The organism is Clostridium celatum DSM 1785 (assembly GCF_000320405.1).
GTDB lineage: Bacteria > Bacillota > Clostridia > Clostridiales > Clostridiaceae > Clostridium > Clostridium celatum.
The window spans coordinates 97792-122631 of the sequence record NZ_KB291650.1; the positions used below are offsets into that span (position 1 = coordinate 97792).

Sequence of the window (24840 nt, forward strand, 5' to 3'; positions counted from 1 at the left end):
GGGGTAAGTATGATTAAAATTGGATTAACAGGAGGAATAGGTTCTGGTAAAAGTACAGTATCTTTTATGCTAAAAGAAGCTGGATTTAATGTAATAGATGCAGATACTATAGCTAAGGAGGTATTAGTTAAGTATCCTGAAATATTAGAAATGGTTAAGATAAATTTTGGCTCAGGATTTTTTGATTGGCGAGGAGAATTTCGTAGAAAAGAATTTGGAAATCATATTTTTAGATTTCCAAAGGAAAGAAAGAAATATGAAGGTATAATATTACCTTATATAAAAAGAGAAATTTACGAAAAAATAGATTACTATGAGAAAAAAAACGCTGATATAATAATTCTTGATGCACCTACTTTAATAGAAAATGAGTTGCATAAAGATATGGATTATGTTATTTTAGTGTGGGTGGATAGTAACACTCAAATTCAAAGGGTAAGAGCTAGAGATGCATTAGCAAGGGATGAAGCAATTAATAGAATAAATTCTCAAATGCCTTTAGAAAGAAAAAGAGATTTTGCTAATATAATAATTGAAAATAATGATACGTTACCTAAGACTAAAGCACAAGTAGACTTACTTATTGAATTTTTGAAATCTATTTAAAGTAGGGAGAGTAAATGAATTTTAAAAAAATAATAATTAGTCTTATTATTATTGTCTCACTTGCTTTAGCTTCAGTATATGGTGTAAAGCAATATATTTTCCCGTATAAGTATAGTGATATAGTTAATGAGTATAGTGAGAAATATGAAGTTGATCCCCTGTTAGTTCTGTCTGTAATTAAGGCTGAAAGCAATTTTAATAAAAATGCAATTTCAAATAAAGGTGCAAAAGGACTAATGCAGATTATGGATAGTACAGGAGAATGGATTTCAGAGACATTAGGTATTGAAGATTTTTCTTCAGAGAAGCTTTTAAATCCAGAAGTGAATGTTGAGTTTGGTTGTTGGTACTTAAATAATTTAATTAGTGAATTTGATGATTTAAGCTTAGCATTAGCTGCATATAATGGTGGAAGTGGAAATGTTACAAAATGGCTTAAAAATCCTGAATATTCTATAGATGGTAAAAGTTTAACTTATATTCCATTTAAGGAAACTAAAAAATATGTAGATAAAGTGACTTTAAATTATAACATCTATAAGTTTTTTTATAGATAAAATTAAAGGCAAAGGTTAGATTTAACCTTTGCCTTTTTGTTATTTAAAAATAGCCGTAACCCATTCATTTGTTTGATGTTTACTTTGTAATTTAAATCCGTATGATTCTACATTTTCCTTTATTTCATCAAAACTCCATTCAACAAGTCCTGAAACTAAAATAGTACCATTAGTGTTTAAATGAGTTTTAATAAAATTCATAAACATTTTAGTTTCTTCACCACCGATATTTATGAATATCCAGTCATAATTATTAGTAATTAGAGAGGAATCATCTAGGATATTTCCAACAATAGGAGTAATATTTTCTAGATTGTTTAAAGAAGAATTTAATAATACCTCATCTGTTATATCTCTAATATCAACAGCATCTACTATAGAAGCACCTGCGATAGAAGCAGCAATTGATAATATTCCAGAACCAGTTCCTATATCTAATACAGATTTATTCTTTAAATCTAAATCATTTAATATTAATTTTAATATGTCTTGTGTAGTTTCATGAAGTCCTGTACCAAATGCTCCTTGAGATATAAAGTTAATTTTCTTTTTATCTTCAAAATCTTCTTCTGGATTTGCAATTACCCAAGTATCATCTAAATGTATAGCTGGGAAATCATATGTAGTATAATCATAATTATTTTCTTCTATATTTATGTAATCCATATTTAAAAGTGAAGTTAAAGTTTTAATAAAATCATCTAAATATTCTTTTTTATCTTCAAAAGCAACTTTTAATATTATATCTTCATCTTCTTTTTCTAAATAACCATATCCGTAATCGTCTGTAGTTATTTCTAAAGGATTTTCATAGAATACGTTATATATATCGTTTATTGCTAAAGTTTCAATTGTAGAGTCTAATTTTGCATATGGAAGCTTATATGAAATTATAAACATAAAATCATCCTTTCATTATTTAGTAGAATTATTCTTTTTCTTTGAAATATATGTTTTTTTAGATTTACTCTTTAAGTTTGCTTTAGAAGAATTCTTCTTTTTTGAACTTTTTTTATAGTTAGATTTTTTATTATTTTTTTCTTTTGATGGAGATGAATTTTTAACTTTAACACTAGTTTCAGCATCTTTTGATTGAGAATTTTTTATGGCTAAAGGTTTTTTTGCAACTGAGTAACCAAATTTACCTAAAGCTTCGGTATCCATTTTAAAATACTCTCCATGACAATATGTTATTAAATCTGCATTTTCAAAATGTATTTTACCTTTTTCGTCCATTAAATTTTTATTTACATGAGAACCAACAACTTCTGCGATAAATAAATCATGAGTACCTAATGGTATTATGCTTTTAACTTTACATTCAATTGAAACAGGACATTCATCAATATATGGTACATTGATATTAGTACCAGGTTTCATTGTAAAGTTCATTTCTTTAATTTTATCAAATTTTCTACCAGGACGAACTCCACAGTAATCAACGGCTTTAGTCATGTTAGAAGTAGGAAGATTTACTGTAAACTCCATAGTTTCTTTTATATATTCATAGGAAAGACGTTCTGGTCTTACTGAGATTGATAGCATAGGTGGCTTAGTACAAACGGTTCCTGTCCATGCTACAGTAAAAACATTTTCTTTACCTTCCTTATTTTTTGAAGTTATTAAGACAACAGGTACTGGGTTTAAAATAACGCTACCTTTAAAGTCTACCTTTTCATTCATATTTTTCACACCTTTTCAAAATTATCTTTACGATTATAACATAAAGAATAATAAAGTTACAAGAAGATCAATGAAGATAAGGTAAACCATCAAGAAATAAGAGTTATTAGGTAAAGTAAGACTTAGAGATTTAAAATTGGGGTTATAGAGTAAGGGTAACTATCTAAATAATTAAATTAAAAAATTAACTAATTAAAAAATTAAAAATGGCAATTAAAGGAATTGTGATAATAGTTTAATCCTTCATTTGCCATTTTTGATTATCTGTAATATCTACTTCTTCTATTTCTTCTATTTGATTTTGAAATCAATTTAACAATTACAACTATTAAAACTATTGCAATTATTATAGCAAGCACAGCTGCTGCATATATAGGGAAATTAGCTTTTAATAATTGACCAGTAGATAATTGAACACTACCTTGAACTGTTTCATTATATCCTGCTATAGAGAAGGTTAAATCAACAGTATTGTTTGAAGCAACTTTCCAAGCATCTAAGTCTGTATTAGATAATTCAATTTTAGCATTTGCTGAATTATAGTCATTATCATAATACATTATGTCTGAATCCAGTACAACTGGTGCAGTTATTGTTTTTGTTGGACCGAAGAATCTAAATAATTTATATTCTAATTCTGTAGTACCAATTTCAGTTCCTGCAGTTTTAAAAGGAACTTTTTCGGCGTTATAACTATAATCTGCTATTGATTTAGTATCATTAAATACGTTAATACCTTCTGCGCCATATTCAGAACCTAAAACAACAGTAATTAAGTTTCTGCCATCTCTAGTGTAGTAACCTACGAAACAATGACCAGCCATAGTTTCAGTTCCTGTTTTACCACCAACATTACCATCTTTACCAAGATTTTTATTTCTTGTATCTATTATTATTTTAGCATCGTTAATTGATACAGAAGTTGAAGGTAATTCCATAGTTTCTCTTATCCAATCATTTTGATAGGCTGCTTTACCTATAAGAGCTAAATCATAAGCTGTAGTTACATTGTGAGTAGTATTGTTAACTTCTAACCCATTAGGATTAATGAAGTTTGAATTTACAGCACCAAGTTCTTTAGCTTTTTCATTCATCATAGCTGCAAAAGCATCTACAGAACCAGCTACTGATTCAGCCATCATAATTGAAGCGTCGTTTGCAGAAAAAATCATAACAGCTTTCATAACATCATCAGCAGTCATAGTATCTCCAGGCTTTGCTCCGCCAGATAAATAACCACTTAAAGTAGTTTCAGTAAGAGAAGCTGAAGTATCTGTATAAGGAATTAAATCGCTTTTACTCTTATTTTCAGCAAAGATTAAAGAAGTTAAAAGTTTAGTAGTACTTGCTGGTGAGCGTTTTACATCAGCATTTTTTGAGTAAATAATTTCACCAGTATCTAAATCCATAGTAATTGCCGATTCTCCAATTATTTGAGGAGCATCATTTGTAGCTGCAAATACATTAACAGTAGATATAAATGGTACTATTAATGTTAAGCAAATAAATAAAACAATTGTTTTGAAAAAATTCTTTCTCATTATAATCTCTCCGTATTTATAATATTTAATTATTTATTTAATCTAGTAATCATTACTTCTTTAGCTTTTAATTCTAAAGTATCATCTAATTTTTCAAGAGCTACTTCAGAATATTTTATTTCAAGTGCAGTTTTTATAAATCTATCTGCAAGCTCAGGGTTTTTAGCTAAAAGTGCACCATGGAAATAAGTACAATAAGTATTTTTATAAATACATCCTTCATATCCATCAGAACCGTTATTACCATACCCATGAACACATTTACCAAGAGGCTTAAGTCCATTTAGATAAGTTCTTCCTGAGTGATTTTCAAAACCTACATAAGTTTCATCAAATTCTTCATTATAGATAACAGTATTACCTATAAATCTAGTGTCACCAGCTTCAGTATAAATGTCTAGTATACCTAATCCTTTGATTTTTTCTCCGTTAGGAGCAGTGTAATACTTACCAAGTAATTGATATCCACCACAAATTGCAATTAGAACTTTACCGTTATTAATATACCTAGATAATTCATCTTTTTTATTATCCATTAAGTCATCAGATACTATTGTTTGTTCATAGTCTTGGCCACCACCAAAGAATACAATATCATAATCATCTGCATTAAATTCATCATTTAATGAAATATTAGATACATTAACTTTAATACCACGTTCTTCAGCTCTATGCTTTAATATTAATATATTACCAACATCACCATAAACATTTAAAAGATCAGGATAAAGATGACATATATTTAATTCCATAATATCCTCCTATTCTACCAAAGATTTTTTATATAACCTTTAGAGTGTAAGTACTTTCTATAATTTATCATTGCAGTATAAGTTGCAAGGATATATAATTTTTTATTTTTACCATTTTTGATTTTTTCAGTTAAGCCTTCATATTCCTCTTCTATAACAAAGCTTGAAGGGGATAGCCCAGCTGTTTTAAGTCTTACAGCCATATCAAAGCTTCTCATACCAGAAACATAAACTTCATCTAATTTTACGTTGGCTAAATTTTCAAAGTTAACATCCCAAATCCAAGAAACATCTCTACCATCTGCATAATTATCGTTAAGTAAGAATGCACATGAAAAAGCATCTTTATTTAGGCACAATGTATCGAGTGCTTGATTATATCCAGCTGGATTTTTTACTAGGATTATTTTTACTTCTTTATCATCAATGTTTATAATTTCTTGTCTACCAAAGCTAGAACTTTGACTTTCTAAAGATTTTTTTATAGTAGCATCATCTACATTAAGTTCTTTAGTAATAGCATAGGCACAAAGAGCATTGTAAATATTATAAACTCCAGATTGTCCTAAGAATATTTCAGTATCACCAAATTTAACAGTAGAACTTTCAGCTGTTAGTTCTATAATCTTATCAACACCATATTTTATCTGTGGATGAGTATAGCCACAGCCTGTACAGTAGTAATCACCTAAATGGTTATATGTAACAAAGTTGTAACTGTAAGGCGTTTTACAGAATTTGCAGAATTTAGAATCTGCATTAACATCTATTGTTTTATTCTCATTAATTGCAGTTTTGAATCCATAAAAAATACAAGGGTTTTTTACATCTAGTTTACCTAAAAGAGATTCATCACCATTTAAAACTAGCTTTGTTTCAGGAACAAGAGTTATTCCTTCTAAAATTTTAGTTAAAGTAGTATATACCTCACCATATCTATCTAACTGATCTCTAAAAAGATTTGTTACAGTTATTATTTCAGGAGTAAGATATTTTGTTATATACTTTAAATTGGCCTCATCTACTTCAATTACTGCATATTTATCTTCACCTTTATTGTTAAAGAACTTATAGTGTCCTACAAAAGTAGTAACAATTCCAGGGAAAAGATTAGCACCTGTGTTATTTGTTATTACGTTTAGACCTTTTTCTTTTAGGATGTTATAAATCATGCTTGTAGTAGTAGTTTTACCATTAGTTCCTGTTACCAAAATAACCTTATAGCCTTTAGAGACTTTAGATAAAATGTTATTATCTAGCTTTAGAGCTACTCTCCCAGGAAAAGTAGTCCCACCTTTTAAAATGGTTTTAGTTAGAAATAATGTGAATTTTGTTGCTAATATACTTACGATTGACTTAATACTAATTTCCTTCACCACCTACAATAATTTATTTACATTATTAACAATAATATTGAACTATAATCATATAAAAGTAATATTATAAACAAAATTATAATATTGTTTTAAATGTTACATCAATACTAAAATAGTATAACACAAACTTACGGTTTAACAAATGTATCTTGATAGGATATTTAAATTAAATTAAAAAAAATAAAAATAAATTTTAAAAAAATGAATAATTATTTAACATTACATTAGTTAATATTGACGATGTTTATATATAGGAAGATAATAATAAGAAAAACTAATGAGGAGATGGAAGTTTTGAAAAAATTTTCGTTTGTTGATAAAGAAGGAAAAGAAATAAAATGTTATAAATGGGATGCGAATAGTGAAGCTAAAGGGATAATACAAATATCCCATGGAATGACAGAATATGCATGTAGATATGATTATTTTGCCAATAAGCTTTCGGAACAGGGATTTATTGTATATGCACATGACCATAGAGGGCATGGAGAAACAGCTAAAAGTGAAGAAGAAAGAGGATATATAGCTGATAATGAAGGATTTGATATACTTGTTGAAAATGTTAAAGAACTAACTGATATAATAAAGAAAGAAAATAATGGCTTGCCTTTAATATTATTTGGACACAGTATGGGTTCTTTTGTAAGTCAAAGATATATTGAATTATATGGAGATGAGTTAGATGGTGTTATTTTATCAGGAACAAATGGAAGGCCAGATTACATAACAAGACTAGGAATAGTAATTTCAAAGGTTGAAATGAAGATAAGAGGAAGAGAAGCAAAGAGTGAGCTTATGGATAAATTATCATTTGGAAGCTTTAATAATAAATTTAAACCAACTAGAACAAATTATGATTGGTTATGTTCTGTTGATGAAGAGGTTGATAAATATATTGATAGTGAATATTGTGGATTTATTTGTACAACCTCATATTATTATGATTTAATAAGAGGATTATGGAAAATAAATGAGAAAGAAAATTTAAATAAGATTCCTAAGGACTTACCAGTTTATATTTTTGCTGGAGATAAAGATCCTGTAGGAGATTTTGGAAAAGGAATAATTAATTTATATGAGTGTTATAAAGCTTTAGGGATAAAAGATTTAAAATATAAGCTTTATAAAAATGGCAGACATGAAATGTTAAATGAAAATAATAAGGATGAAGTTATTGAGGATATATTAAATTGGATAAATAATATTATATAATATTTTATCATTTATAATTTACTGAACATTATTTAATGTTATGAAACATATATTTGTAGTAATAATAATGAGGGGTGTTTAGTATTGAAAGAAAAGAAGAAGGTAAAGAAAAAAAATAAAAAACAAAAAGGTATATTAAGAAATATATTTTGCTATAATAATAAATTTGATATTATGGCATTGATGAAAAATATATTACTTCCATTAGCTGGAGCTATTATAATTACTTTATTTACTAAAAATTCAATGAATACATATGATACATTAAAGAAAAGTATAGTAACTCCACCAGCAATAGTTTTTACAATAGTTTGGACTATATTATATACTTTGATGGGAATAGCTTCTTATAGAATTTATATGAATAATAAAGCTGGGAAAAAAGATTATGATGGATATTTTTATTATATTATTAAGTTATTAATTAATTTTCTTTGGTCTATAGTATTCTTTAATTTAAGACTATATGGAATTTCTTTTATTTTAATAATATTACTACTTATATTAATAGTTATTACTATAGTAAAGTTCTTTAAGGTTGATAAAATAGCTGGTATATTAATGATTCCATATATATTATGGGTATCATTTGCATCATATTTAAGCTTATATATATGGATATTTAATGAAATGTAATTTTAATTAAGGAATATATTTAAACAAATTTGGTAAAAGTTAAAAGGGGTAAATTAATTTTATTTGCCATTTTTAACTTTTTAATTATTTTGTTATTTTAATAATCATTTGAATTATAAATTTAAATGATATAAAATATACACTTAGAAATGTATATTTTATATTTAAGGAGAAGAGTATTTTGAAGAAAGTAATTATAGCGGAAAAACCATCTGTCGCTAAAAATATAGCAGATGCATTTAAGATAAAGACAAGAAGAGATGGTTTCTTTGAGGGGGAAGACTATTTAGTTACTTGGGCATTTGGACATTTGCTTCAATTATATGATGCAAAAGATTATGATGAAAATATGAAGGGATGGAGAATGGAGAAGTTCCCCTTTATACCAAATAATTTTAAGTATAAGATAAAATGTGATAGTAGCAACAGGGAAGTTGTAGATAAAGGTGCAGAAAAGCAAATTAATATAATTAAGGGATTAATAGATAGAGAAGATGTGGACGGAATAATATCTGCAACTGACTTTGATAGAGAAGGGCAAGTTATATCAGATGAATTATTTATACATTATGATATAAAAAAGCCTATATATAGACTTCTTCTTAATGAATGGACAGAAGATGAAGTTAAAAAAGGAATGGCTAATTTAAAGCTTAATAGTGAAATGAAGCCTCTTCAAGATGCGGGAATAGGGAGACAGTTAGCAGACTGGACTATAGGTATTAACTTAACATCGGTGGCAACGCTACGATATGGTGCTAGTGAAAGAAAAACTATAAATATAGGACGTGTATTATTACCAACATTAAAAATAATTTATGATAGAGATAAGGAAATAGAAAATTTTAAGGAATCGTCATATTATAAGTTATTAATAAATTTAAAATCTAAGGATAATATAGAATTTGAAAGCCTTTATTATGAAAAGGGAACAGAAAAATTTGAAAAGAAAGAGTACCTAGATAGTATAAGTAAAATATTAAAGGAAAAACAAGCAGTAGTTGTAGATAAAGAAATTGAAAAGAAACGAGAATATCCGCAGCCGCTATTTAACTTGTCAAATCTACAAGGATATATTACAAGTAAATATAAAGGATGGACGTCAGATAAAGTTTTAAAGGTTGCACAAGGACTTTATGAAAAGAAGCTTATAACATATCCAAGAACAGCAAGTAGTGTTCTTGAGGAAAGTTTAGTAGACAAAGCCAAAAAAGTACTAGAAACACATAAAAAAGGATTACCATACGAGGAAGAAATTAAGTTTGTTAAATCAAAAAGGGTTTTTGATACATCAAAGGTTGAAAGCCATAGTGCAATAACACCAACATATGTTATTCCAAAGGGATTAAGTACTGAAGAACAGTATGTTTATAATGCTATTAAAAATAGATTTATAATGCAGTTTATGCCTGTAGCTGAATTTGAAGAAACTAAAATTACATTTAAAGTAAATGAAGAAGCTTGTATAGGTGAATTTATTTCTAAGGGGAAAGTTGAAATTATTAAAGGGTGGAGAATAGTAGAAAAAATTGAAACTAAGGATACAATTTTACCTTTAGTAGAAAAAGGTGAAAATTTAGATATAGTAGATAGTAAAGTTAATAAAGTTACTAAAAAGCCACCTAAATATCATACAGAAAAAACGCTTTTAAGAGTTATGGAAACTTGTGGTAAAGGTTTTAAAGAAGAAAATTCTGATGATGAAACAAACTCAGAAGAAATGATGCAAGCTATTTTAAGTGGATTTAGTATAGGAACACCAGCAACTAGAGCTGAAACTATAAAGAAGTTAAAAGATATAGGATATATTAAGACTAAGGGAAAGAGTTTAACTACAACAGAACTTGGAAGAACAATAGTTGAGATATTTCCAGCAAAAGAGCTTCTAGATTTAGAATATACAGGGAGACTTGAAAAAACCTTAGCTGATATAGAAAAAGGAAAATTTAAAAAAGAAGATTTCCTAAATTTAATATTTGAATTTACTAAGAACTCCGTTGAAAAAATAAAAAACGACAGCTCAATGTTACATAAATTTAAGGTTGAAATACCAAATGGAGCTGAAGAAGTAGGAAAATGTCCTGTGTGTGGAAATTCAATTATTGAAGGTGAAAAGGGATTTGGTTGTGTAAATTGGAAAAATGGTTGCAAATATACTATTTGGAAAAATGATAAGTTTATCGAATCTATGGGGAAAAAAGTTACTAAGGAAATGGTTGAATTACTTTTGAAAAATGGAAAAGTAGGTTTTAGAAATCTTAGAAGTAAAAAGGGAACGTTATTTTCAGCTTATTTAAGATATGAAAAGGATGAGAATACGGGATATTATAATTGGAAAATGGAATTTATTAATTAAGAAAGCTATCTATATAGACTAATTTAAGTTTATATAGATAGCTTTTTAATTTTAAATAAATTTAGTTAATAAGGTATAGAATAGTGGTGCTAAAAAGACAGTTATAATTCCTGCAATTCCAATAGATAAAGAACTCATAGCACCTTCAGTTTCACCGATTTCTAACGCTTTAGTTGTACCAACAGCATGTGAAGCGGTACCTAATGATACACCTATAGCAATTGGATTTTTTATTCTTAAAAGCTTTAATGTTATAGGTCCTAATACAGAACCAGCGATTCCTGAAACAACAATAGCCAGTACAGTAATAGAAGAAATTCCACCAAGGCTATTTGTTATTTCGATTCCAATTGGAGTAGTAACACTTTTAGACAATAAGGAAACTATTAAAGTGTTATCTAAATTTAAAAATAATGCAATGGAGATTACAGATAGTATACTAACTAAACTACCTATTAAAATACCACTCATTATAGGAATAAAATTTTCTTTAAGTAAATTAAATTGTTTGTATAAAGGTACAGCTAATATAACTGTTGCAGGCCCAAGAAATATATTTATAAATTGACCGCCTTTATTATATGTATCAAAATCAATATTAAATATTTTTAGAAAACAAATTATTAATAGAGAAGCAATTAAAAGTGGATTAAAAAGAGGAAATTTTGTTTTTTTGTATATTAATAATCCAATTTCAAAGGCAATTAGAGAAATAAAGATTCCAAAAAACATATTGTCAGTAAAAATACTCATTATATTAGGCTCCTTTCTTAGTACTATTTTTAGGTTTTTTATTATGTACATTATTACTAGATTTTTTATTGCAGATAAATTGAACAGTTAAACTAGTAACGACAATTACTATAACTGTAGTTAGTACACATAAAAGTAGTATTTTTAATAGACTACCTTTTAATGCTTCAAATGAAACCATAAGTCCAACTGTTGCTGGTATAAAGAAGAAAGCTAAGTGATCTAAAAAAAAGTTAGATAAGTTTTCAACTTTTTCTAATTTAACTATATTGCTTATTAAAAGTAAAAATAATAATATCATTCCTACTATATTACCGGGAATAGGTAGATTAAATAATTTTGAAATTATTTCTCCAGCAAAATAAATAGATAAAATTAATATAGACTCTCTAAAAAATTTCACAGCAAATACCTCCATAAATTGATATAAAAATATTTTAACATTAAATAATAATTAAGTAAATCTACTAAATAAGATACTTAGACAATTATTAATATAAAATGCTCCATTAATTAACAAAATACAATTGTAAGTCATATTATAAAGCATAGTAATTTATAGAAGTTTTGCTGAAGGGTGGTTTATGAGTAAAGTTTTTAAAAAGTTTTTAGCTATTGTAGGTGTAGTTGCATTTATTGGAGTAGCTTTTATGGGGTGTGGAAAAACTGATAAAAATACTAATACTTCAAATGAAGAAAAAAAGGCTGAATTACAAACAGTACGGTTAAATGAAGTTGTAAGATCAGTTTTTTATGCACCTATGTATGTAGCTATAAATGAAGGTTTTTTTGAAGAGGAAGGGCTAGAAATAGATTTATCAACTGGACAAGGTGCAGATAAAACAATGCAACAATTGTTAAGTGGAAATGTTGATATAGGATTTTCAGGTCCAGAACAAGTTGTTTATATTTATAATCAAGGTAGGGAGGACTATCCAGTTGTATTTGGACAACTTACTCAAAGAGATGGTTCATTCTTAGTAGGTAGAAGTGAAGAGGAAGATTTTGATTGGAAGTCATTAGAAGGTAAAGAACTTATAGGTGGAAGACCAGGTGGAATTCCAGAGATGGCATTAGAATATGTTTTGAAACAAAATGGATTAGACCCTAAAAAAGATGTAAGTATGGTTACAAATATAGATTTTACAGCCACAGCAGGTGCTTTTAAGTCAGGAACAGGAGAATATGTAGCATTATTTGAACCTACAGCAACTATGCTTGAAAAAGATGGTGGTGGAAAAATAGTAGCATCTATTGGAGAATCAGCGGGAAATATCGCATATACCTGTTTTTATACAACAAAGTCATATATGGATGAAAATCCAGAAGTAATACAAAAGTTTACAAATGCTATTTATAAAGGTCAACAATGGGTAAAAGAACATACAGATGAAGAAGTTGCAGATTCAATTATTTCATTTTTCCCAGGTACTGATAAGGATGTTATAGTACAAGTTATAAAAAACTATAAAGATATTGAGGCTTATGCTGAAAACCCTGTTGTTTCTGAAGATGGTTTAAATAGACTTATGGACATTATACAAGGTTATGACGACAGTTTAATAAAAGAGAGACCGGATTTTAACATTATTGTAAATAACACTTTTGCAAATGAAGCAATAAAGTAAATTTTAAAGGGGTTGTAGCAAAATAGCTTGCACAACCTCTATTTTACTAAATGTTAAGATAAGTGAAATTGTAGATTTAACTCAAAATGAGTATAGACAATTTGGAAAATTGAATTTGACCCTACCAACTAAAGTAGTGGTGAGATTTTTAAATAATTAGTATTAACTTTTAATTAAGGTAAAGGGGTGGTGGTAAAGTGAGTCTATTAGAAATAAAAGATATAAATATGAATTATCATACTATTGAAGGAGTAACAGAGGCTTTAAGAAATATAAATTTTTCAGTTGATGAAGGTGAATTTATAAGTATTATAGGACCATCCGGATGTGGAAAATCAACATTATTAAATATAATTAGTGGAATTTTAACTCCATCATCAGGTGAAGTGAAATATAATGATCCTCAAATAAAAACTAATCTAGATAAAATGGGATATATGTTTCAAAAAGATTATTTATTTCCATGGCTTACAGTAAGAGAAAATGTGTTACTTGGACTAAAAATAAAGAATATATATACAAAAGAAAATATAGAATTTGCGGATAAAATGTTGGAGTGCTATGGATTATTAAAATTTAAATCACATAAGCCAACTCAACTTTCAGGAGGAATGAGACAAAGAGTAGCACTTATTAGAACCCTTGTTTTAAAACCAGAGGTATTACTTTTAGATGAGCCATTTTCAGCTTTAGATTATCAAAGTAGATTAAATGTTACAGATGATGTTTATGAAATTATAAAGAAAGAGAGAAAGACAGCAATAATGGTAACACATGATTTAGGAGAAGCTATTGTAATGTCGAAAAGGGTTATAATACTAACTAGTAGACCAGCGACTATAAAAGATGATGTTTTAATTGAGTTTAAAAATAAAGATGCAACTCCTTTTGATAAGAGAAAAGAGCCTGAATTTAATGTTTATTTTAGAAGGTTATGGGGGGAACTTGATGATGGAAAAAAACAATGAACATGAACTTTATTTAAAAGGAGTAAAAAAAGAAAAAATAAAAATTACTTTAACAAGAATATTTATTTTAATTGCTTTAATTGCACTATGGGAAATTGCAGCGAGAGTTGGTTGGATAGATCCATTTTTAACATCAAGCCCTAGTAGAATAGTTAAATCTTTAATGAATTTTATAAATGAAGGAACATTAGGAAGACATATTTTGGTTACTTGCTATGAAACTATATTAGGTTTTACATTAGGAACTGTAATTGGTGTAATAATTGCAATATTATTATGGGCATCAAAAACAGCATCTAAAGTATTAGAACCGTATTTGGTAGTATTAAATGCTCTTCCAAAAGTAGCGCTAGCTCCTATTATAATTTTTTGGGTTGGAAATGGAACGCCAGCTATAATTGTTATAGCATTATTAATATCTTTAGTAACAACTATAATAAGTGTATTATCTGGATTTAATGAAGTTGACAAAGGAAAGTTATTATTAATGCGGACATTTCAAGCGAATAAACTTCAAACATTGAGATATCTAGTATTTCCAGCATCAATACCAGTTATAATATCAGCATTAAAGATAAATGTTGGTTTATCATGGGTTGGTGTTATTATGGGAGAATTTCTAGTTGCAAGAGAAGGATTAGGATTCTTAATAATATATGGTGGACAAATTGCTCAATTAGATATGGTTATGATGAGTATAGTTATTTTATCAGTAATTGCATTTTTAATGTATGAAGCAGTAGCCATACTTGAAAATAAATTTATAAAAAAAGATTAGCTTATAAATTAAGATTTTGATAAAGTAAAGGAGAGTTATTAAAAATATATATTGATATACTTAATAAATTTAAGTTAATTAATATATAACTTTTAATAAGGCTCCATATTCTTTTACTTTACAATTTTAGTGTTACGTTTAATATGAGTAGATATTTACAAATAAATAATTTAAATGAATATTTATATAATAGCATTTCTTGTTTGTTATTATATGTGATTATATGATTATTTTAAATTATATAATATAAAAGTTAAAACGGAAGAGTAAATTTAAGAACAAGTCATAGAGAAAATAGTAAGATTTAACGTGGAATTTCCAAGATAAGAGTATATTTGAAAAAAAGTGAATTATCTGATAAAATAAAGAATATTGTAGAAATGAGAAAATAAGTATGGAGGAGTTATGGATAATAAAAATAAAATTACTAGTGAATTTGGTAATGAAGAAAGTGTTTTAAAAAAGAAAGATAATAAAAAAGACTATATTCAAGCTATAGTAATAATAGGATTATCACTATTTTTTGTTTTTGCTGTTATGGTGAGCATACAGAGTGTTATGGGAAAAGAAACATTTAGTATCACCACAAATACAGCGGAGCAATATTATTATGCTGGTAAATATGATAATGCAATAGCAGAGTATATTAAGATGCAGGAAAAAGAAGATTGGCCAATTTATAAAGTAAAAGCTGCAGAGATATATTCATTAAATGGAAAGTTTAATGAATCTAACAATTTATTAAAAGAAGCCATGATATTAAAAGATAAATTAGTAGCAGAAGATGAGGAAAAGTATTTAGAGAAAGATAAGGAATTAGTAAATGAAGTTATATTTACATTCTTTATGAATGGTGAAAATGATCAGGCTTTAAGTTTAGGTGAATATTATTTAGAGGTATACAATGATTATAAACCACTATTAAAAACTATGTTTACTGTATATATGGCAAATAATAAAAATACATATGCAAAAGAAATAGTAGAAGCATATCCGGTAGATAGAGATTCAGCATATGATTTATCCATATTAGCAGAAATGCAATTTATTTTAGGAAATGTTAATGAGGGAATAAACACTTTAAAAGAAGCCTATTATAATGATGCAAATGAAATTAAAGTATCTGATGTAATAGAGCAAGCGGTTATTTTTGATAAGAATGATTTATTATCAGAATTAGAATTTTTAAATGAAAAAAATCCAGAAGAAGCATTAAATATGTTTATTGCTAAAATATATTCAATGGATGAAGAAACAAAAGAAATCGCTAATGAAATATTAAATGATTCATTAAACAAAGTAAACAACATAAATTGTGATTTGATAAAAATATCAATAGATATAAGTGAGAATAATAAAAGTAAGTTAAAGAAGTTAGTTAAAGAATTAAGTGAAACAGAAGATGATTCATATATAGCTTCATATTTAACAGCGATAGATTACTATAATGATGGTGATTATAATAAGGCTTTTGAAAAAGCTAACGAAAGTATAGTTGAAAATAGAAACTATCCAAATAGTTATGGAATATTAATTCCTAACATAATGAATGCATTGGGGACTTTAGATAATGTAGATGCATATATTAGAACAGCTTTAGAGAAAGAACCTTTTAATTATTAATATCATGTTAAAATCAGGTGATTATTATGCTGATGTTGTTGCAAATTATACTAAAGCAGAAGAGTATTACAATTTAGCAAAGCCATTTGTATCTAAAACAGATGAGATATATTATAAATTAGCTATGTTAGATGTACATCAAGAAAAGTTTGAAGATGCAATAGTAGATTTAGAAGAAGCAATAAATGTAAACTCAGAAAATGAAAACTATTATAGAGCATTAGGAACTATTTACTTTAATGAAAATGATAATGAAAAAGCATTAGAATTTATAAGAAAGGCATTTATGGTTAATGAGAATGATGTTTTAACATTAAATAATGCAGCTTGTTATTATATGATAGTAGAGGAAGATGTATGGAGAGCGTATGCAAATATTGAATCTGCGTATGATGATATGCCTAAAGAATTAGATGAAAAAACTAAAGCTACAATAATTGATAATTATAATAAAATAAAGAAGGTTTATGATGTTGTAGCAAATGATTCTGGGGCAGTAATTACTGTACCAACATTAGAATTAGTATATTAAATAAGTTAAAAAAGATAGGAATATTAAAAGCATAAATTAATATATTTTAAATAAAGAACACTAATAGAAAGTTTTATTAGTGTTCTTTATTTTTTTATTGTTTAATATTAAAAATATAAAAAAACTATTAAATTTATAGAAAATTCTGAAATGATAAAAAAATATACTTTTCACTTTTAAAAATTTATGATATTATTAAATAAGGAAAAAGATTGAAATTTTGTAAATGTATGCAAAGTAAAAGGATCTTAAAGTACATTTTGTTGAAAAGTAAATGGGGAATTATTTTAATGGGAGGATATTTATATGGAACAAGGAATTAAAAAAATAGCTTTATTAACAGGTGGAGGAGATTGTCCAGGGCTAAACGCAGTAATTAGAGCAGTTACAAGAACAGCAATATTAAACTACGGAATAGAAGTGATAGGATATAAATTTGGATATAGAGGTTTATACAATAATGATTTTGTAAATTTAACTCTAGATAGTGTATCAGGAATACTACATAGAGGTGGTACTATATTGTATAGTTCTAATAAAGATAATTTATTTGATTATACAGTTGAAGAAAATGGTGTAATGGTAAAAAAGGACGTTTCAGATGTTGCTGTTGAAAATATGAGAAAAGAAGGCGTAGATGTATTAATAGTTATTGGTGGAGATGGAACATTAACTTCAGCTAGAGATTTTGCTAGAAAAGGAGTTAAGGTTATAGGTGTTCCTAAGACTATTGATAATGATTTATCCTCAACAGATGTAACTTTTGGATTTAATACAGCTATTGATGTTGTAACAGAAGCTTTAGATAGACTTCATACTACAGCTGAATCACATCATAGAATTATGCTTTGTGAAGTTATGGGAAGAAATGCTGGATGGATAGCATTAGAATCAGGAATTGCAGGTTCTGCTGATATAATTCTTTTACCAGAAATGCCATATGATATAAACAAAATTGCATTAAAAGTAAAGGAAAGAGAAGAGCAAGGAAAGAATTTTACAATAATTGTAGTTGCAGAAGGGGCTAAGCCAAAGGATGGCGAGGTTGTAGTATCTAAAATAGTAGCAGATAGTCCAGATCCTATAAGACTTGGAGGAATTGGTAATAAGCTTGCAGAAGACTTAGAAAAATTAATAAAAGATCATGAAGTAAGATGTACAGTTTTAGGACATATACAAAGAGGTGGTAATACATCTACTTATGATAGAATCCTTTCAACTAGATATGGAGTTGCTGCCGTTGAATTAATGATGAATGGTAATTTTGGGGAAATGGTATGCTTAAAAGGAGATAAAATATCTAGTGATACTTTAGAAAATGTAATAGGCCAAAATACTAAGAAGGTTAATCCAGAAGGAGAATTAGTACAAGTTGCTAAGAAAATAGGAATAACATTTGCAGAATAATAATAAGACTGTACCAAAATGATTGTTTTGGTACAGTCTTATTTAAGTAATAAAACAGTTGTTTTAAGAATATATAGTATAGTTATTTATATAAAGTAAAAAATAAAAGTGTATATGGCAATTAAAAAATATAGTAAAAAAATAATGAAATACTTCAAAATATTCTGACAATATGTTATAATAAATATAGAGTAAAGAAATTTTTAGAATAAGTGGATTTAGGAGGGTATTATGAAAGAAATAAAGAAATATTTAGAATCAAGAATCGGAAAATATAGTTTCTTTTTTGAGGATCTAAAGAGTGGATATGTGTATGGGTACAATGAAAACGTTTCTATGGTTGCTGCTGGATGTATGAAATTGCCTATAGCTGTTTCATTGATAAAAGCTGTAGAAGATAAGAAAGTTGATTTTATGGATAAGATCAAAATTCAAAGTTCAGATAAAGTTTTTGGTACTGGAATAATCCATGAGTTTAATGAAAGAGAATATACTGTATTTGAACTTTTAGTAATAATGTTAATACAAAGTGACAATACAGCTGCAAATAAGATTATTGATATTGTTGGTATGGAGCAAATAAATGAAGATATATTAGCTATGGGATTAAAAAATACTAAATTAAATAGAAAGACTAATGATGAAAGAATAAACGTTGAAGGGGTAGAAAATTTTACATCAGCATATGATTTATCAAGAATATGGAAACATTTAGCTAATGGAACATTTTTAAATAAGGAAAATGGACAGATGCTAATAGATATATTAAGAAGACAACAAATAAAAAATAAAATTGCGTTATATATACCAGATGATTTAAAGGTAGAAATATCAAGTAAAACTGGAGATAAAAAAGGTGTTGAAAATGATACAGCACTATTAGAATTACCTAAGGGAAGATTTGCTTTTACAGTATTATCACAAGATGTACCAAATAGTGTATATGGAACAGTATCTTTAGCTAAATGTGGTAAAATGATGTGGGATGAAGTTATGAATAATTGGAAATAAAAATGTATTGACAACTATTTCTAGAAGTGATATTCTATGAAAAAAGAACCTTTAAAGGAATCCTGAGAGATTCATAAGGAAGTTGTAATGATACCAATATTATAGGATTACTATACCTTCCTTTAAATTAAAGGAAGGTTTTTTGTTCTTTAAATTTAACACTGTGATGTTAAAAAGGAGTGACGTAAAATGAATAATAGAAACTTAATAAGTCCTATGGACTTTTCAAAAGAAGAATTAAACGAAATCTTTGAACTAGCAGAAAAAATTATTTCAAATCCAAAGGAATTTTCACATATCTGTGATGGCAAAATATTAGCTACACTTTTTTATGAACCAAGTACAAGAACAAGATTTAGTTTTGAATCAGCAATGATGAAATTAGGTGGTAATGTACTAGGCTTTTCTGAACCAAATTCTACTTCAAGTGCAAAGGGAGAAACACTAGCAGATACTATAAAAATGGTATCCATATATTCGGATATTATTGCAATGAGGCATCCAAAGGAAGGATCAGCAAAGGTTGCAAGTATGTATTCAAATGTACCAGTAATAAATGCTGGTGATGGAGGACATCAACATCCAACTCAAACACTAACAGATCTATTAACAATAAAATCTCAAAAAGGAAAATTAAATGGACATAAGATAGGGATATGTGGTGACTTGAAAAATGGAAGAACTGTTCAGTCATTAATATCAGCAATGTCAAGATATGAAGAAATAGAATTTATTTTAATATCACCTAAGGAATTAGTCATTCCAGAGTATATAAGAGAAGAAATTTTAAAGAGAAATAAAATAACATTTAAAGAAGTTGAAAGAATAGAAGATGTAATAAGTGAATTAGATATTTTATATATGACAAGAATTCAAAAAGAACGTTTCTTTAATGAAGAAGAATATTTAAGATTAAAGGATAGTTACATATTAGATATGGAAAAAATGAATAAAGCAAAAAAAGATATGATTGTAATGCATCCACTTCCAAGAGTAAATGAAATAGCTACGGAAGTAGATAGTGATAAAAGAGCTGTCTATTTTAAACAAGCTGAATATGGAATGTATGTAAGAATGGCTTTAATAGCTAAATTATTGGGGGTAATGTAATGTTACAAATAACTAGTATAAAAAATGGATTTATGCTTGATCATATAAAAGCTGGAATGGGAGTTAAAATATTTAGGTATCTTAATTTAGATAAATTAGGTCATCAAGTTGCGCTAATAATAAATGCAGATAGCAAAAAAATGGGTAAAAAAGATATAATAAAGATAGAGAATATAGAAAAAATTAATTATACAGTATTGGGCTTGCTTTCACCAGGAATAACAATTAATGAAGTTAGAAATGAAGTTATAGTTAATAAAATTAAACCAGAGCTTCCAGAAAGAGTAGAGAATATTATTGAGTGTAAAAATCCAAATTGCATAACTTCAGATGAAAAATATATACCTCATAGTTTTACATTAGTGGGATAGAACACAGGGAAGCTATAAATGTGAATATTGTGAACAAATAATAAATCCAAGTGAGGTGTAGATTTATGAACTTACTAATTAAAAATGCTAATATCGTAGATGCACATGAAGAATTTTGTGCTGATGTATTAATAATAGATGGGAAAATAGCTGAAATAGGTATTGAGTTAAATAAAAAGGATGTAGAGATTATAGATGCAAATGGATTAACATTAATGCCGTCTTTTATAGATACTCATGCACATTTTAGAGAACCGGGATTAACAAATAAGGAAGATATAGAAAGTGGTTCTAAGGCTGCAGCTAAAGGTGGATATACGGGGGTTTGCTTAATGGGCAATACTAATCCAATATGCTCAAGCAAAGAAGTTGTTGAGTATGTAAGAAATAGATCCAAAGAGGTTGGATTAATAGATGTTCATCAATGTGTTTCAATAACAGAAAATTTTGCCGGAAAGTCTATAGAACACTTAAATGCTTTTGATAATGATAAGGAATTAGTTGCAATAACTGATGATGGTGTTGGAGTAATGGATTCTAGCATAATGATGAAAGCTATGGAGAAGGCTAAAGAAAATAATTGGATAGTTATGTCTCATGCAGAAGATAAAACATTTTCTAAAATAGACATGAGAATAGCAGAAGATTTAATGACAATAAGAGATTTATACTTAGCAAAAGTTACTGGTGCTAGACTTCATATGGCTCATGTTAGTACCGTAGAATCTATTAATGCTATAAGAAGAAGTAAAAGTGAGGGTGCGAATGTTACTTGTGAAGTAACACCACATCATATTGGACTAACAACAGAAATTAGTAATTATAGAGTAAATCCTCCTATAAGAAAACAAGAGGATATTGATGCTATAATAGCTGGTATTAAGGATGGAACTGTTGATTGTATAGGAACAGATCATGCACCACATACTGAAGAAGATAAACAAAATGGTGCACCAGGAATGGTAGGGCTTGAGACATCATTTAGTATTTGTTATACAGAGCTTGTAAAAAAATATGGTATTTCCATAAATAAATTAAGTGAATTAATGTCAAAAAATCCAGCTAATATTCTTGGAATGAATAAAGGAACAATAACAGTTGGAAAAGATGGAGATTTAGTATTAGTTGATTTAAATAAAGAAGTAGTTATAGATAGAGAGACTTTTGTATCAAAAGGGAAAAATACTCCATTCCACGGAAGAAAGTATTATGGAGAAGTTATAGCAACTATAAAAGCAGGAAAAGTAATATATAGTACAAATGTTTAAGTTTAGTATAGTATAAAAAGCGAAAGGTGAGTAAGTTTTATGAAAAGTTTAATAATAGATAAATTATATAAAAGAGTTGAAGAAAGAGGAGTAGTTTGTTTAGGTCTTGATACTGCTGTTGAATATATACCAGAACATGTTTTAGAGGGAAAATCAATTGAAGAAGCAATATTTCAATATAATAAAGAAATTATAGATGCAACTTTAGATGTTGTATCATGTTATAAGGTTCAAATTGCATATTATGAAGCATTAGGACTTGCAGGGCTTTTAGCATATAAGAGAACTTTAGAATATTTAAGAGAAAAAGATGCTATTATAATTTCAGATATAAAAAGAGGGGATATAATGGCAACTGCAACTCAATATGCTAAGGGTCATTTTAGTGGTGATTTTGAAGCAGATTTCATAACATTAAGTCCATATATGGGGATGGATAGTATAGAACCATATATGCCATATATGGAAAGTGGAAATAAAGGTGTATTTGTATTAGTTAGAACTTCAAATCCAGGAGCAGAAGATATAGAAAATATTGATACTAAAGATGGTAGTAAGGTCTATAAAGTTGTAGGTGATAAGCTTACTAAGATGGGAGAAAATGTTAAGGGTGAATGCGGATATTCAGCAATAGGTGGAGTAATTGGATGTACTCATGTTGAAGAAGGAAAAGAAATAAGAGAAAGATATAAGGATATGTTCTTCTTAATTCCAGGATACGGAGCACAAGGAGGGAAGGCTGAAGATGTAGCTTTATATTTAAGAGATGGAAATGGTGGAGTTGTAAATTCATCAAGAGCAATTCTTTTAGCATATAAGAAAGAAAATAAACCAGAAGAGTTTGCTGCATGTGCAAGAAGAGAAGCAATTAGAATGAGAGATGAAATAAGAACTGCAGTTAATAACCTTTAGGAGGAAAAGAATTTATGAAGTATACACAAGGCAAAATATTAGTAAATGAAGAAATTCAAAATGGAATATATAAAATGGTAGTAGAAGATAAAAATGAAGCTAAAGCTGGACAATTCTATATGTTAAAGCATAATGGAGCAACTTTACTTCCAAGACCAATTAGTGTTTGTGAAACTAATGGAGATACATTAACTTTTGTATATGCAGTAGTAGGAGATGGGACAAAAGAATATGCTAAATTAAAAGAAGGTGATTCAATAAGTTTAAATGGCCCACTTGGAAATGGATTTAACTTAGAAGAAGAATTAGGTAAAGTAGCATTAGTAAGTGGTGGTATTGGTACAGCACCAATGCTTGAAGTTGCTAAAAAGTTAAGAGAAAAGAAAAGTGATATTAAGATGGAACTTTATGCTGGATTTAGAGATGATATATATTTAATAGATGAAATAAAAGAATATGTTGATGATGCATTTGTTTCAACAAATACTGGTAAGCATGGTCATAAAGGTTTTGTAACAGAAATTTTAGATGTAACAAATTATGATACAGTACTTTGTTGTGGTCCAGAAGTTATGATGAAAAGAGTAATTGAAATATGCAAAGAAAAGCAAGTTAAAGTATATGTTTCAATGGAAAAGCATATGGCTTGCGGAGTAGGAGCATGCCTTGTGTGTACTTGTAAGACTAAAGATGGAAATAAAAGAACATGTAAAAATGGTCCAGTATTTGATGGATACTATGTAGAATTATAATAAGCCAAAGGAGAAGATAAAATGTTAAAAGTTAATATAAATGGAGTAGACTTTAAAAATCCAGTAATAGCAGCATCAGGAACCTTTGGTTTTGGAGTGGAGTATAATAATTTCTATAATGTAGGAATTTTAGGGGGTATATCATCAAAGGGATTAACTTTAAATGAAAAGGCTGGAAATGATGGCATTAGAGTCTTTGAAACTCCATCTGGAATGATGAATTCAGTTGGTCTTCAAAATCCAGGAATAGATAGATTTATAAGAGAAGAACTTCCAAAGATGAAAGAGCTTGGTACTAACATAATTGCTAATGTTGGTGGTGGATGCATGGAAGATTATGAAATTGCATTAGAAAAGCTTAGAGGAACAGAGATAGACATGATAGAGCTTAACATTTCATGTCCTAACGTAAAGTCAGGGGGAATGGCTTTTGGAATTAAATCTGAAGTAGCTTATGAGGTTGTTAAAAAAGCTAAATCAATAGTAGATAAACCTCTTATGGTAAAATTATCACCTAATGCTGAAGATATAGTAGATATGGCTATAAAGTGTCAAGAAGCAGGAGCTGACTCTATATCACTTATAAATACATTAAAAGGATTAGCAATAGATCCATATAAGAGAAAGCCAATATTTAATAATGTATATGCAGGATTATCAGGTCCTGCTGTTAAACCGGTAGCTTTAAGAATGGTTCATGAAGTAGCTAAATCTGTAGAAATACCAGTTATAGGGCTTGGTGGAATTACAACAGGAATAGATGCGATAGAGTTTATGATGGCTGGAGCTTCGGCAGTTCAAATAGGAACAGTTAATTTCTTTAATCCAATGGCTGGAAAAGAAATTATTGAACAAATGGAAGCATTTTGCATTGAACAAGGTATTAAAGATATTAATGAGATAGTTGGAATAATATAAATTAAGAAATTACATTAAATAATTATAAAAATAATTTAATTAAATTACGAAACAAAATTAGTTTAGAAATTAAGATTTGCTTTTATGAAA

At 27.9% G+C, this 24840-nt stretch carries 24 protein-coding genes and 1 pseudogene; 18 read left to right on the forward strand and 7 right to left on the reverse strand.

The window, feature by feature from the left end; all coding sequences use genetic code 11:
• The first annotated feature begins 9 nt into the window (after positions 1-9).
• Both coaE and HMPREF0216_RS10030 read left to right on the forward strand, forming a co-directional pair.
• Positions 10-606 (forward strand): dephospho-CoA kinase, encoded by a 597-nt coding sequence (coaE, locus tag HMPREF0216_RS10025; RefSeq protein WP_005213940.1) that lies wholly within the window; start codon positions 10-12, stop codon positions 604-606.
• A 14-nt stretch (positions 607-620) separates the two neighbouring features.
• On the forward strand, positions 621-1163 hold the full coding sequence (locus tag HMPREF0216_RS10030; protein WP_005213941.1) for a lytic transglycosylase domain-containing protein: 543 nt from the start codon (positions 621-623) through the stop codon (positions 1161-1163).
• Between the two features lie 39 nt (positions 1164-1202).
• Here the strand turns inward: HMPREF0216_RS10030 and HMPREF0216_RS10035 are convergent, their stop codons facing one another.
• The 5 genes from HMPREF0216_RS10035 to HMPREF0216_RS10055 form a co-directional block, all read right to left on the reverse strand.
• Complete coding sequence (locus HMPREF0216_RS10035) at positions 1203-2063, reverse strand: 50S ribosomal protein L11 methyltransferase (RefSeq protein ID WP_005213942.1); 861 nt, start codon at positions 2061-2063, stop codon at positions 1203-1205.
• A 15-nt stretch (positions 2064-2078) separates the two neighbouring features.
• The gene (locus tag HMPREF0216_RS10040) at positions 2079-2846 is read right to left on the reverse strand and encodes a flavin reductase family protein (RefSeq protein WP_005213943.1); all 768 of its coding nucleotides are present in this window, start codon (positions 2844-2846) and stop codon (positions 2079-2081) included.
• A gap of 260 nt (positions 2847-3106) precedes the next feature.
• Positions 3107-4387 carry a D-alanyl-D-alanine carboxypeptidase family protein gene (locus tag HMPREF0216_RS10045; RefSeq protein ID WP_005213944.1) on the reverse strand — a complete coding sequence of 427 codons (1281 nt, stop codon included), beginning with the start codon at positions 4385-4387 and terminating at the stop codon, positions 3107-3109.
• A 29-nt stretch (positions 4388-4416) separates the two neighbouring features.
• Positions 4417-5139 (reverse strand): type 1 glutamine amidotransferase, encoded by a 723-nt coding sequence (locus tag HMPREF0216_RS10050; protein WP_005213945.1) that lies wholly within the window; start codon positions 5137-5139, stop codon positions 4417-4419.
• A gap of 14 nt (positions 5140-5153) precedes the next feature.
• On the reverse strand, positions 5154-6515 hold the full coding sequence (locus HMPREF0216_RS10055) for a Mur ligase family protein (RefSeq protein ID WP_040419629.1): 1362 nt from the start codon (positions 6513-6515) through the stop codon (positions 5154-5156).
• A 285-nt stretch (positions 6516-6800) separates the two neighbouring features.
• On the opposite strand from HMPREF0216_RS10055, the gene HMPREF0216_RS10060 reads away from it, so the two are divergent.
• From HMPREF0216_RS10060 to HMPREF0216_RS10070, 3 genes are all read left to right on the forward strand, one after another.
• A complete protein-coding gene (locus HMPREF0216_RS10060; RefSeq protein WP_040419630.1) occupies positions 6801-7727 on the forward strand; it encodes an alpha/beta hydrolase in 927 nt (308 codons plus the stop codon).
• An 84-nt stretch (positions 7728-7811) separates the two neighbouring features.
• Entirely contained in the window at positions 7812-8363 is a 552-nt protein-coding gene (locus tag HMPREF0216_RS10065; RefSeq protein WP_005213948.1) for a TspO/MBR family protein, read from the forward strand.
• Positions 8364-8544: 181 nt separating this feature from the next.
• Positions 8545-10719: a type IA DNA topoisomerase gene (locus HMPREF0216_RS10070; RefSeq protein ID WP_005213949.1), complete on the forward strand. Its 2175-nt coding sequence runs from the start codon at positions 8545-8547 to the stop codon at positions 10717-10719.
• A 51-nt stretch (positions 10720-10770) separates the two neighbouring features.
• On the opposite strand, the gene HMPREF0216_RS10075 is transcribed toward HMPREF0216_RS10070, so the two are convergent.
• Together HMPREF0216_RS10075 and HMPREF0216_RS10080 are read right to left on the reverse strand one after the other, a co-directional pair.
• Positions 10771-11472 (reverse strand): LrgB family protein, encoded by a 702-nt coding sequence (locus HMPREF0216_RS10075; RefSeq protein WP_040419632.1) that lies wholly within the window; start codon positions 11470-11472, stop codon positions 10771-10773.
• 4 nt (positions 11473-11476) lie between these two features.
• Positions 11477-11875 (reverse strand): CidA/LrgA family protein, encoded by a 399-nt coding sequence (locus HMPREF0216_RS10080; protein WP_051040695.1) that lies wholly within the window; start codon positions 11873-11875, stop codon positions 11477-11479.
• Between the two features lie 181 nt (positions 11876-12056).
• Between HMPREF0216_RS10080 and HMPREF0216_RS10085 the strand changes: the two genes are divergently transcribed.
• The 13 genes and pseudogenes from HMPREF0216_RS10085 (at position 12057) to HMPREF0216_RS10145 (ending at position 24750) form a co-directional block, all read left to right on the forward strand.
• Positions 12057-13100: an ABC transporter substrate-binding protein gene (locus tag HMPREF0216_RS10085; protein ID WP_005213952.1), complete on the forward strand. Its 1044-nt coding sequence runs from the start codon at positions 12057-12059 to the stop codon at positions 13098-13100.
• A gap of 197 nt (positions 13101-13297) precedes the next feature.
• The gene (locus tag HMPREF0216_RS10090; RefSeq protein ID WP_005213953.1) at positions 13298-14068 is read left to right on the forward strand and encodes an ABC transporter ATP-binding protein; all 771 of its coding nucleotides are present in this window, start codon (positions 13298-13300) and stop codon (positions 14066-14068) included.
• Positions 14049-14846 carry an ABC transporter permease gene (locus HMPREF0216_RS10095; RefSeq protein ID WP_005213954.1) on the forward strand — a complete coding sequence of 266 codons (798 nt, stop codon included), beginning with the start codon at positions 14049-14051 and terminating at the stop codon, positions 14844-14846. Before HMPREF0216_RS10090 ends, HMPREF0216_RS10095 begins: the two co-directional genes overlap by 20 nt.
• A 405-nt stretch (positions 14847-15251) precedes the next feature.
• On the forward strand, positions 15252-16469 hold the full coding sequence (locus HMPREF0216_RS10100) for a tetratricopeptide repeat protein (protein WP_005213955.1): 1218 nt from the start codon (positions 15252-15254) through the stop codon (positions 16467-16469).
• A gap of 4 nt (positions 16470-16473) precedes the next feature.
• Positions 16474-17001, forward strand: a complete 528-nt coding sequence (locus tag HMPREF0216_RS10105; protein ID WP_005213956.1) for a tetratricopeptide repeat protein — start codon at positions 16474-16476, stop codon at positions 16999-17001.
• Positions 17002-17307: 306 nt separating this feature from the next.
• Entirely contained in the window at positions 17308-18408 is a 1101-nt protein-coding gene (locus HMPREF0216_RS10110) for a 6-phosphofructokinase (protein WP_005213957.1), read from the forward strand.
• Positions 18409-18639: 231 nt separating this feature from the next.
• Positions 18640-19419, forward strand: a complete 780-nt coding sequence (locus tag HMPREF0216_RS10115; protein WP_005213958.1) for a serine hydrolase — start codon at positions 18640-18642, stop codon at positions 19417-19419.
• A gap of 189 nt (positions 19420-19608) precedes the next feature.
• Positions 19609-20529 (forward strand): aspartate carbamoyltransferase, encoded by a 921-nt coding sequence (gene pyrB, locus HMPREF0216_RS10120; RefSeq protein WP_005213959.1) that lies wholly within the window; start codon positions 19609-19611, stop codon positions 20527-20529.
• Positions 20529-20961, forward strand: a pseudogene (locus HMPREF0216_RS10125) (aspartate carbamoyltransferase regulatory subunit). The gene pyrB and the pseudogene HMPREF0216_RS10125 overlap by 1 nt, the downstream one beginning before the upstream one ends.
• A 4-nt stretch (positions 20962-20965) precedes the next feature.
• Complete coding sequence (locus HMPREF0216_RS10130; RefSeq protein ID WP_005213961.1) at positions 20966-22168, forward strand: dihydroorotase; 1203 nt, start codon at positions 20966-20968, stop codon at positions 22166-22168.
• Between the two features lie 39 nt (positions 22169-22207).
• Positions 22208-23080: an orotidine-5'-phosphate decarboxylase gene (gene pyrF / locus HMPREF0216_RS10135; RefSeq protein WP_005213962.1), complete on the forward strand. Its 873-nt coding sequence runs from the start codon at positions 22208-22210 to the stop codon at positions 23078-23080.
• A 14-nt stretch (positions 23081-23094) separates the two neighbouring features.
• Entirely contained in the window at positions 23095-23832 is a 738-nt protein-coding gene (locus HMPREF0216_RS10140) for a dihydroorotate dehydrogenase electron transfer subunit (protein WP_005213963.1), read from the forward strand.
• 21 nt (positions 23833-23853) lie between these two features.
• On the forward strand, positions 23854-24750 hold the full coding sequence (locus HMPREF0216_RS10145) for a dihydroorotate dehydrogenase (RefSeq protein WP_005213964.1): 897 nt from the start codon (positions 23854-23856) through the stop codon (positions 24748-24750).
• The last annotated feature ends 90 nt before the right edge of the window (positions 24751-24840 follow it).

Coding starts and splice junctions, on each gene's coding strand:
- coaE (WP_005213940.1), top strand. CDS start 10: ATGATTAAAATTGGATTAACAGGAGGAATAGGTTCTGGTAAAAGTACA.
- HMPREF0216_RS10030 (WP_005213941.1), top strand. CDS start 621: ATGAATTTTAAAAAAATAATAATTAGTCTTATTATTATTGTCTCACTT.
- HMPREF0216_RS10035 (WP_005213942.1), bottom strand. CDS start 2,063: ATGTTTATAATTTCATATAAGCTTCCATATGCAAAATTAGACTCTACA.
- HMPREF0216_RS10040 (WP_005213943.1), bottom strand. CDS start 2,846: ATGAATGAAAAGGTAGACTTTAAAGGTAGCGTTATTTTAAACCCAGTA.
- HMPREF0216_RS10045 (WP_005213944.1), bottom strand. CDS start 4,387: ATGAGAAAGAATTTTTTCAAAACAATTGTTTTATTTATTTGCTTAACA.
- HMPREF0216_RS10050 (WP_005213945.1), bottom strand. CDS start 5,139: ATGGAATTAAATATATGTCATCTTTATCCTGATCTTTTAAATGTTTAT.
- HMPREF0216_RS10060 (WP_040419630.1), top strand. CDS start 6,801: ATGGAAGTTTTGAAAAAATTTTCGTTTGTTGATAAAGAAGGAAAAGAA.
- HMPREF0216_RS10075 (WP_040419632.1), bottom strand. CDS start 11,472: ATGAGTATTTTTACTGACAATATGTTTTTTGGAATCTTTATTTCTCTA.
- HMPREF0216_RS10085 (WP_005213952.1), top strand. CDS start 12,057: ATGAGTAAAGTTTTTAAAAAGTTTTTAGCTATTGTAGGTGTAGTTGCA.
- HMPREF0216_RS10095 (WP_005213954.1), top strand. CDS start 14,049: ATGATGGAAAAAAACAATGAACATGAACTTTATTTAAAAGGAGTAAAA.
- HMPREF0216_RS10100 (WP_005213955.1), top strand. CDS start 15,252: ATGGATAATAAAAATAAAATTACTAGTGAATTTGGTAATGAAGAAAGT.
- HMPREF0216_RS10105 (WP_005213956.1), top strand. CDS start 16,474: ATGTTAAAATCAGGTGATTATTATGCTGATGTTGTTGCAAATTATACT.
- HMPREF0216_RS10110 (WP_005213957.1), top strand. CDS start 17,308: ATGGAACAAGGAATTAAAAAAATAGCTTTATTAACAGGTGGAGGAGAT.
- HMPREF0216_RS10115 (WP_005213958.1), top strand. CDS start 18,640: ATGAAAGAAATAAAGAAATATTTAGAATCAAGAATCGGAAAATATAGT.
- pyrB (WP_005213959.1), top strand. CDS start 19,609: ATGAATAATAGAAACTTAATAAGTCCTATGGACTTTTCAAAAGAAGAA.
- HMPREF0216_RS10130 (WP_005213961.1), top strand. CDS start 20,966: ATGAACTTACTAATTAAAAATGCTAATATCGTAGATGCACATGAAGAA.
- pyrF (WP_005213962.1), top strand. CDS start 22,208: ATGAAAAGTTTAATAATAGATAAATTATATAAAAGAGTTGAAGAAAGA.
- HMPREF0216_RS10140 (WP_005213963.1), top strand. CDS start 23,095: ATGAAGTATACACAAGGCAAAATATTAGTAAATGAAGAAATTCAAAAT.
- HMPREF0216_RS10145 (WP_005213964.1), top strand. CDS start 23,854: ATGTTAAAAGTTAATATAAATGGAGTAGACTTTAAAAATCCAGTAATA.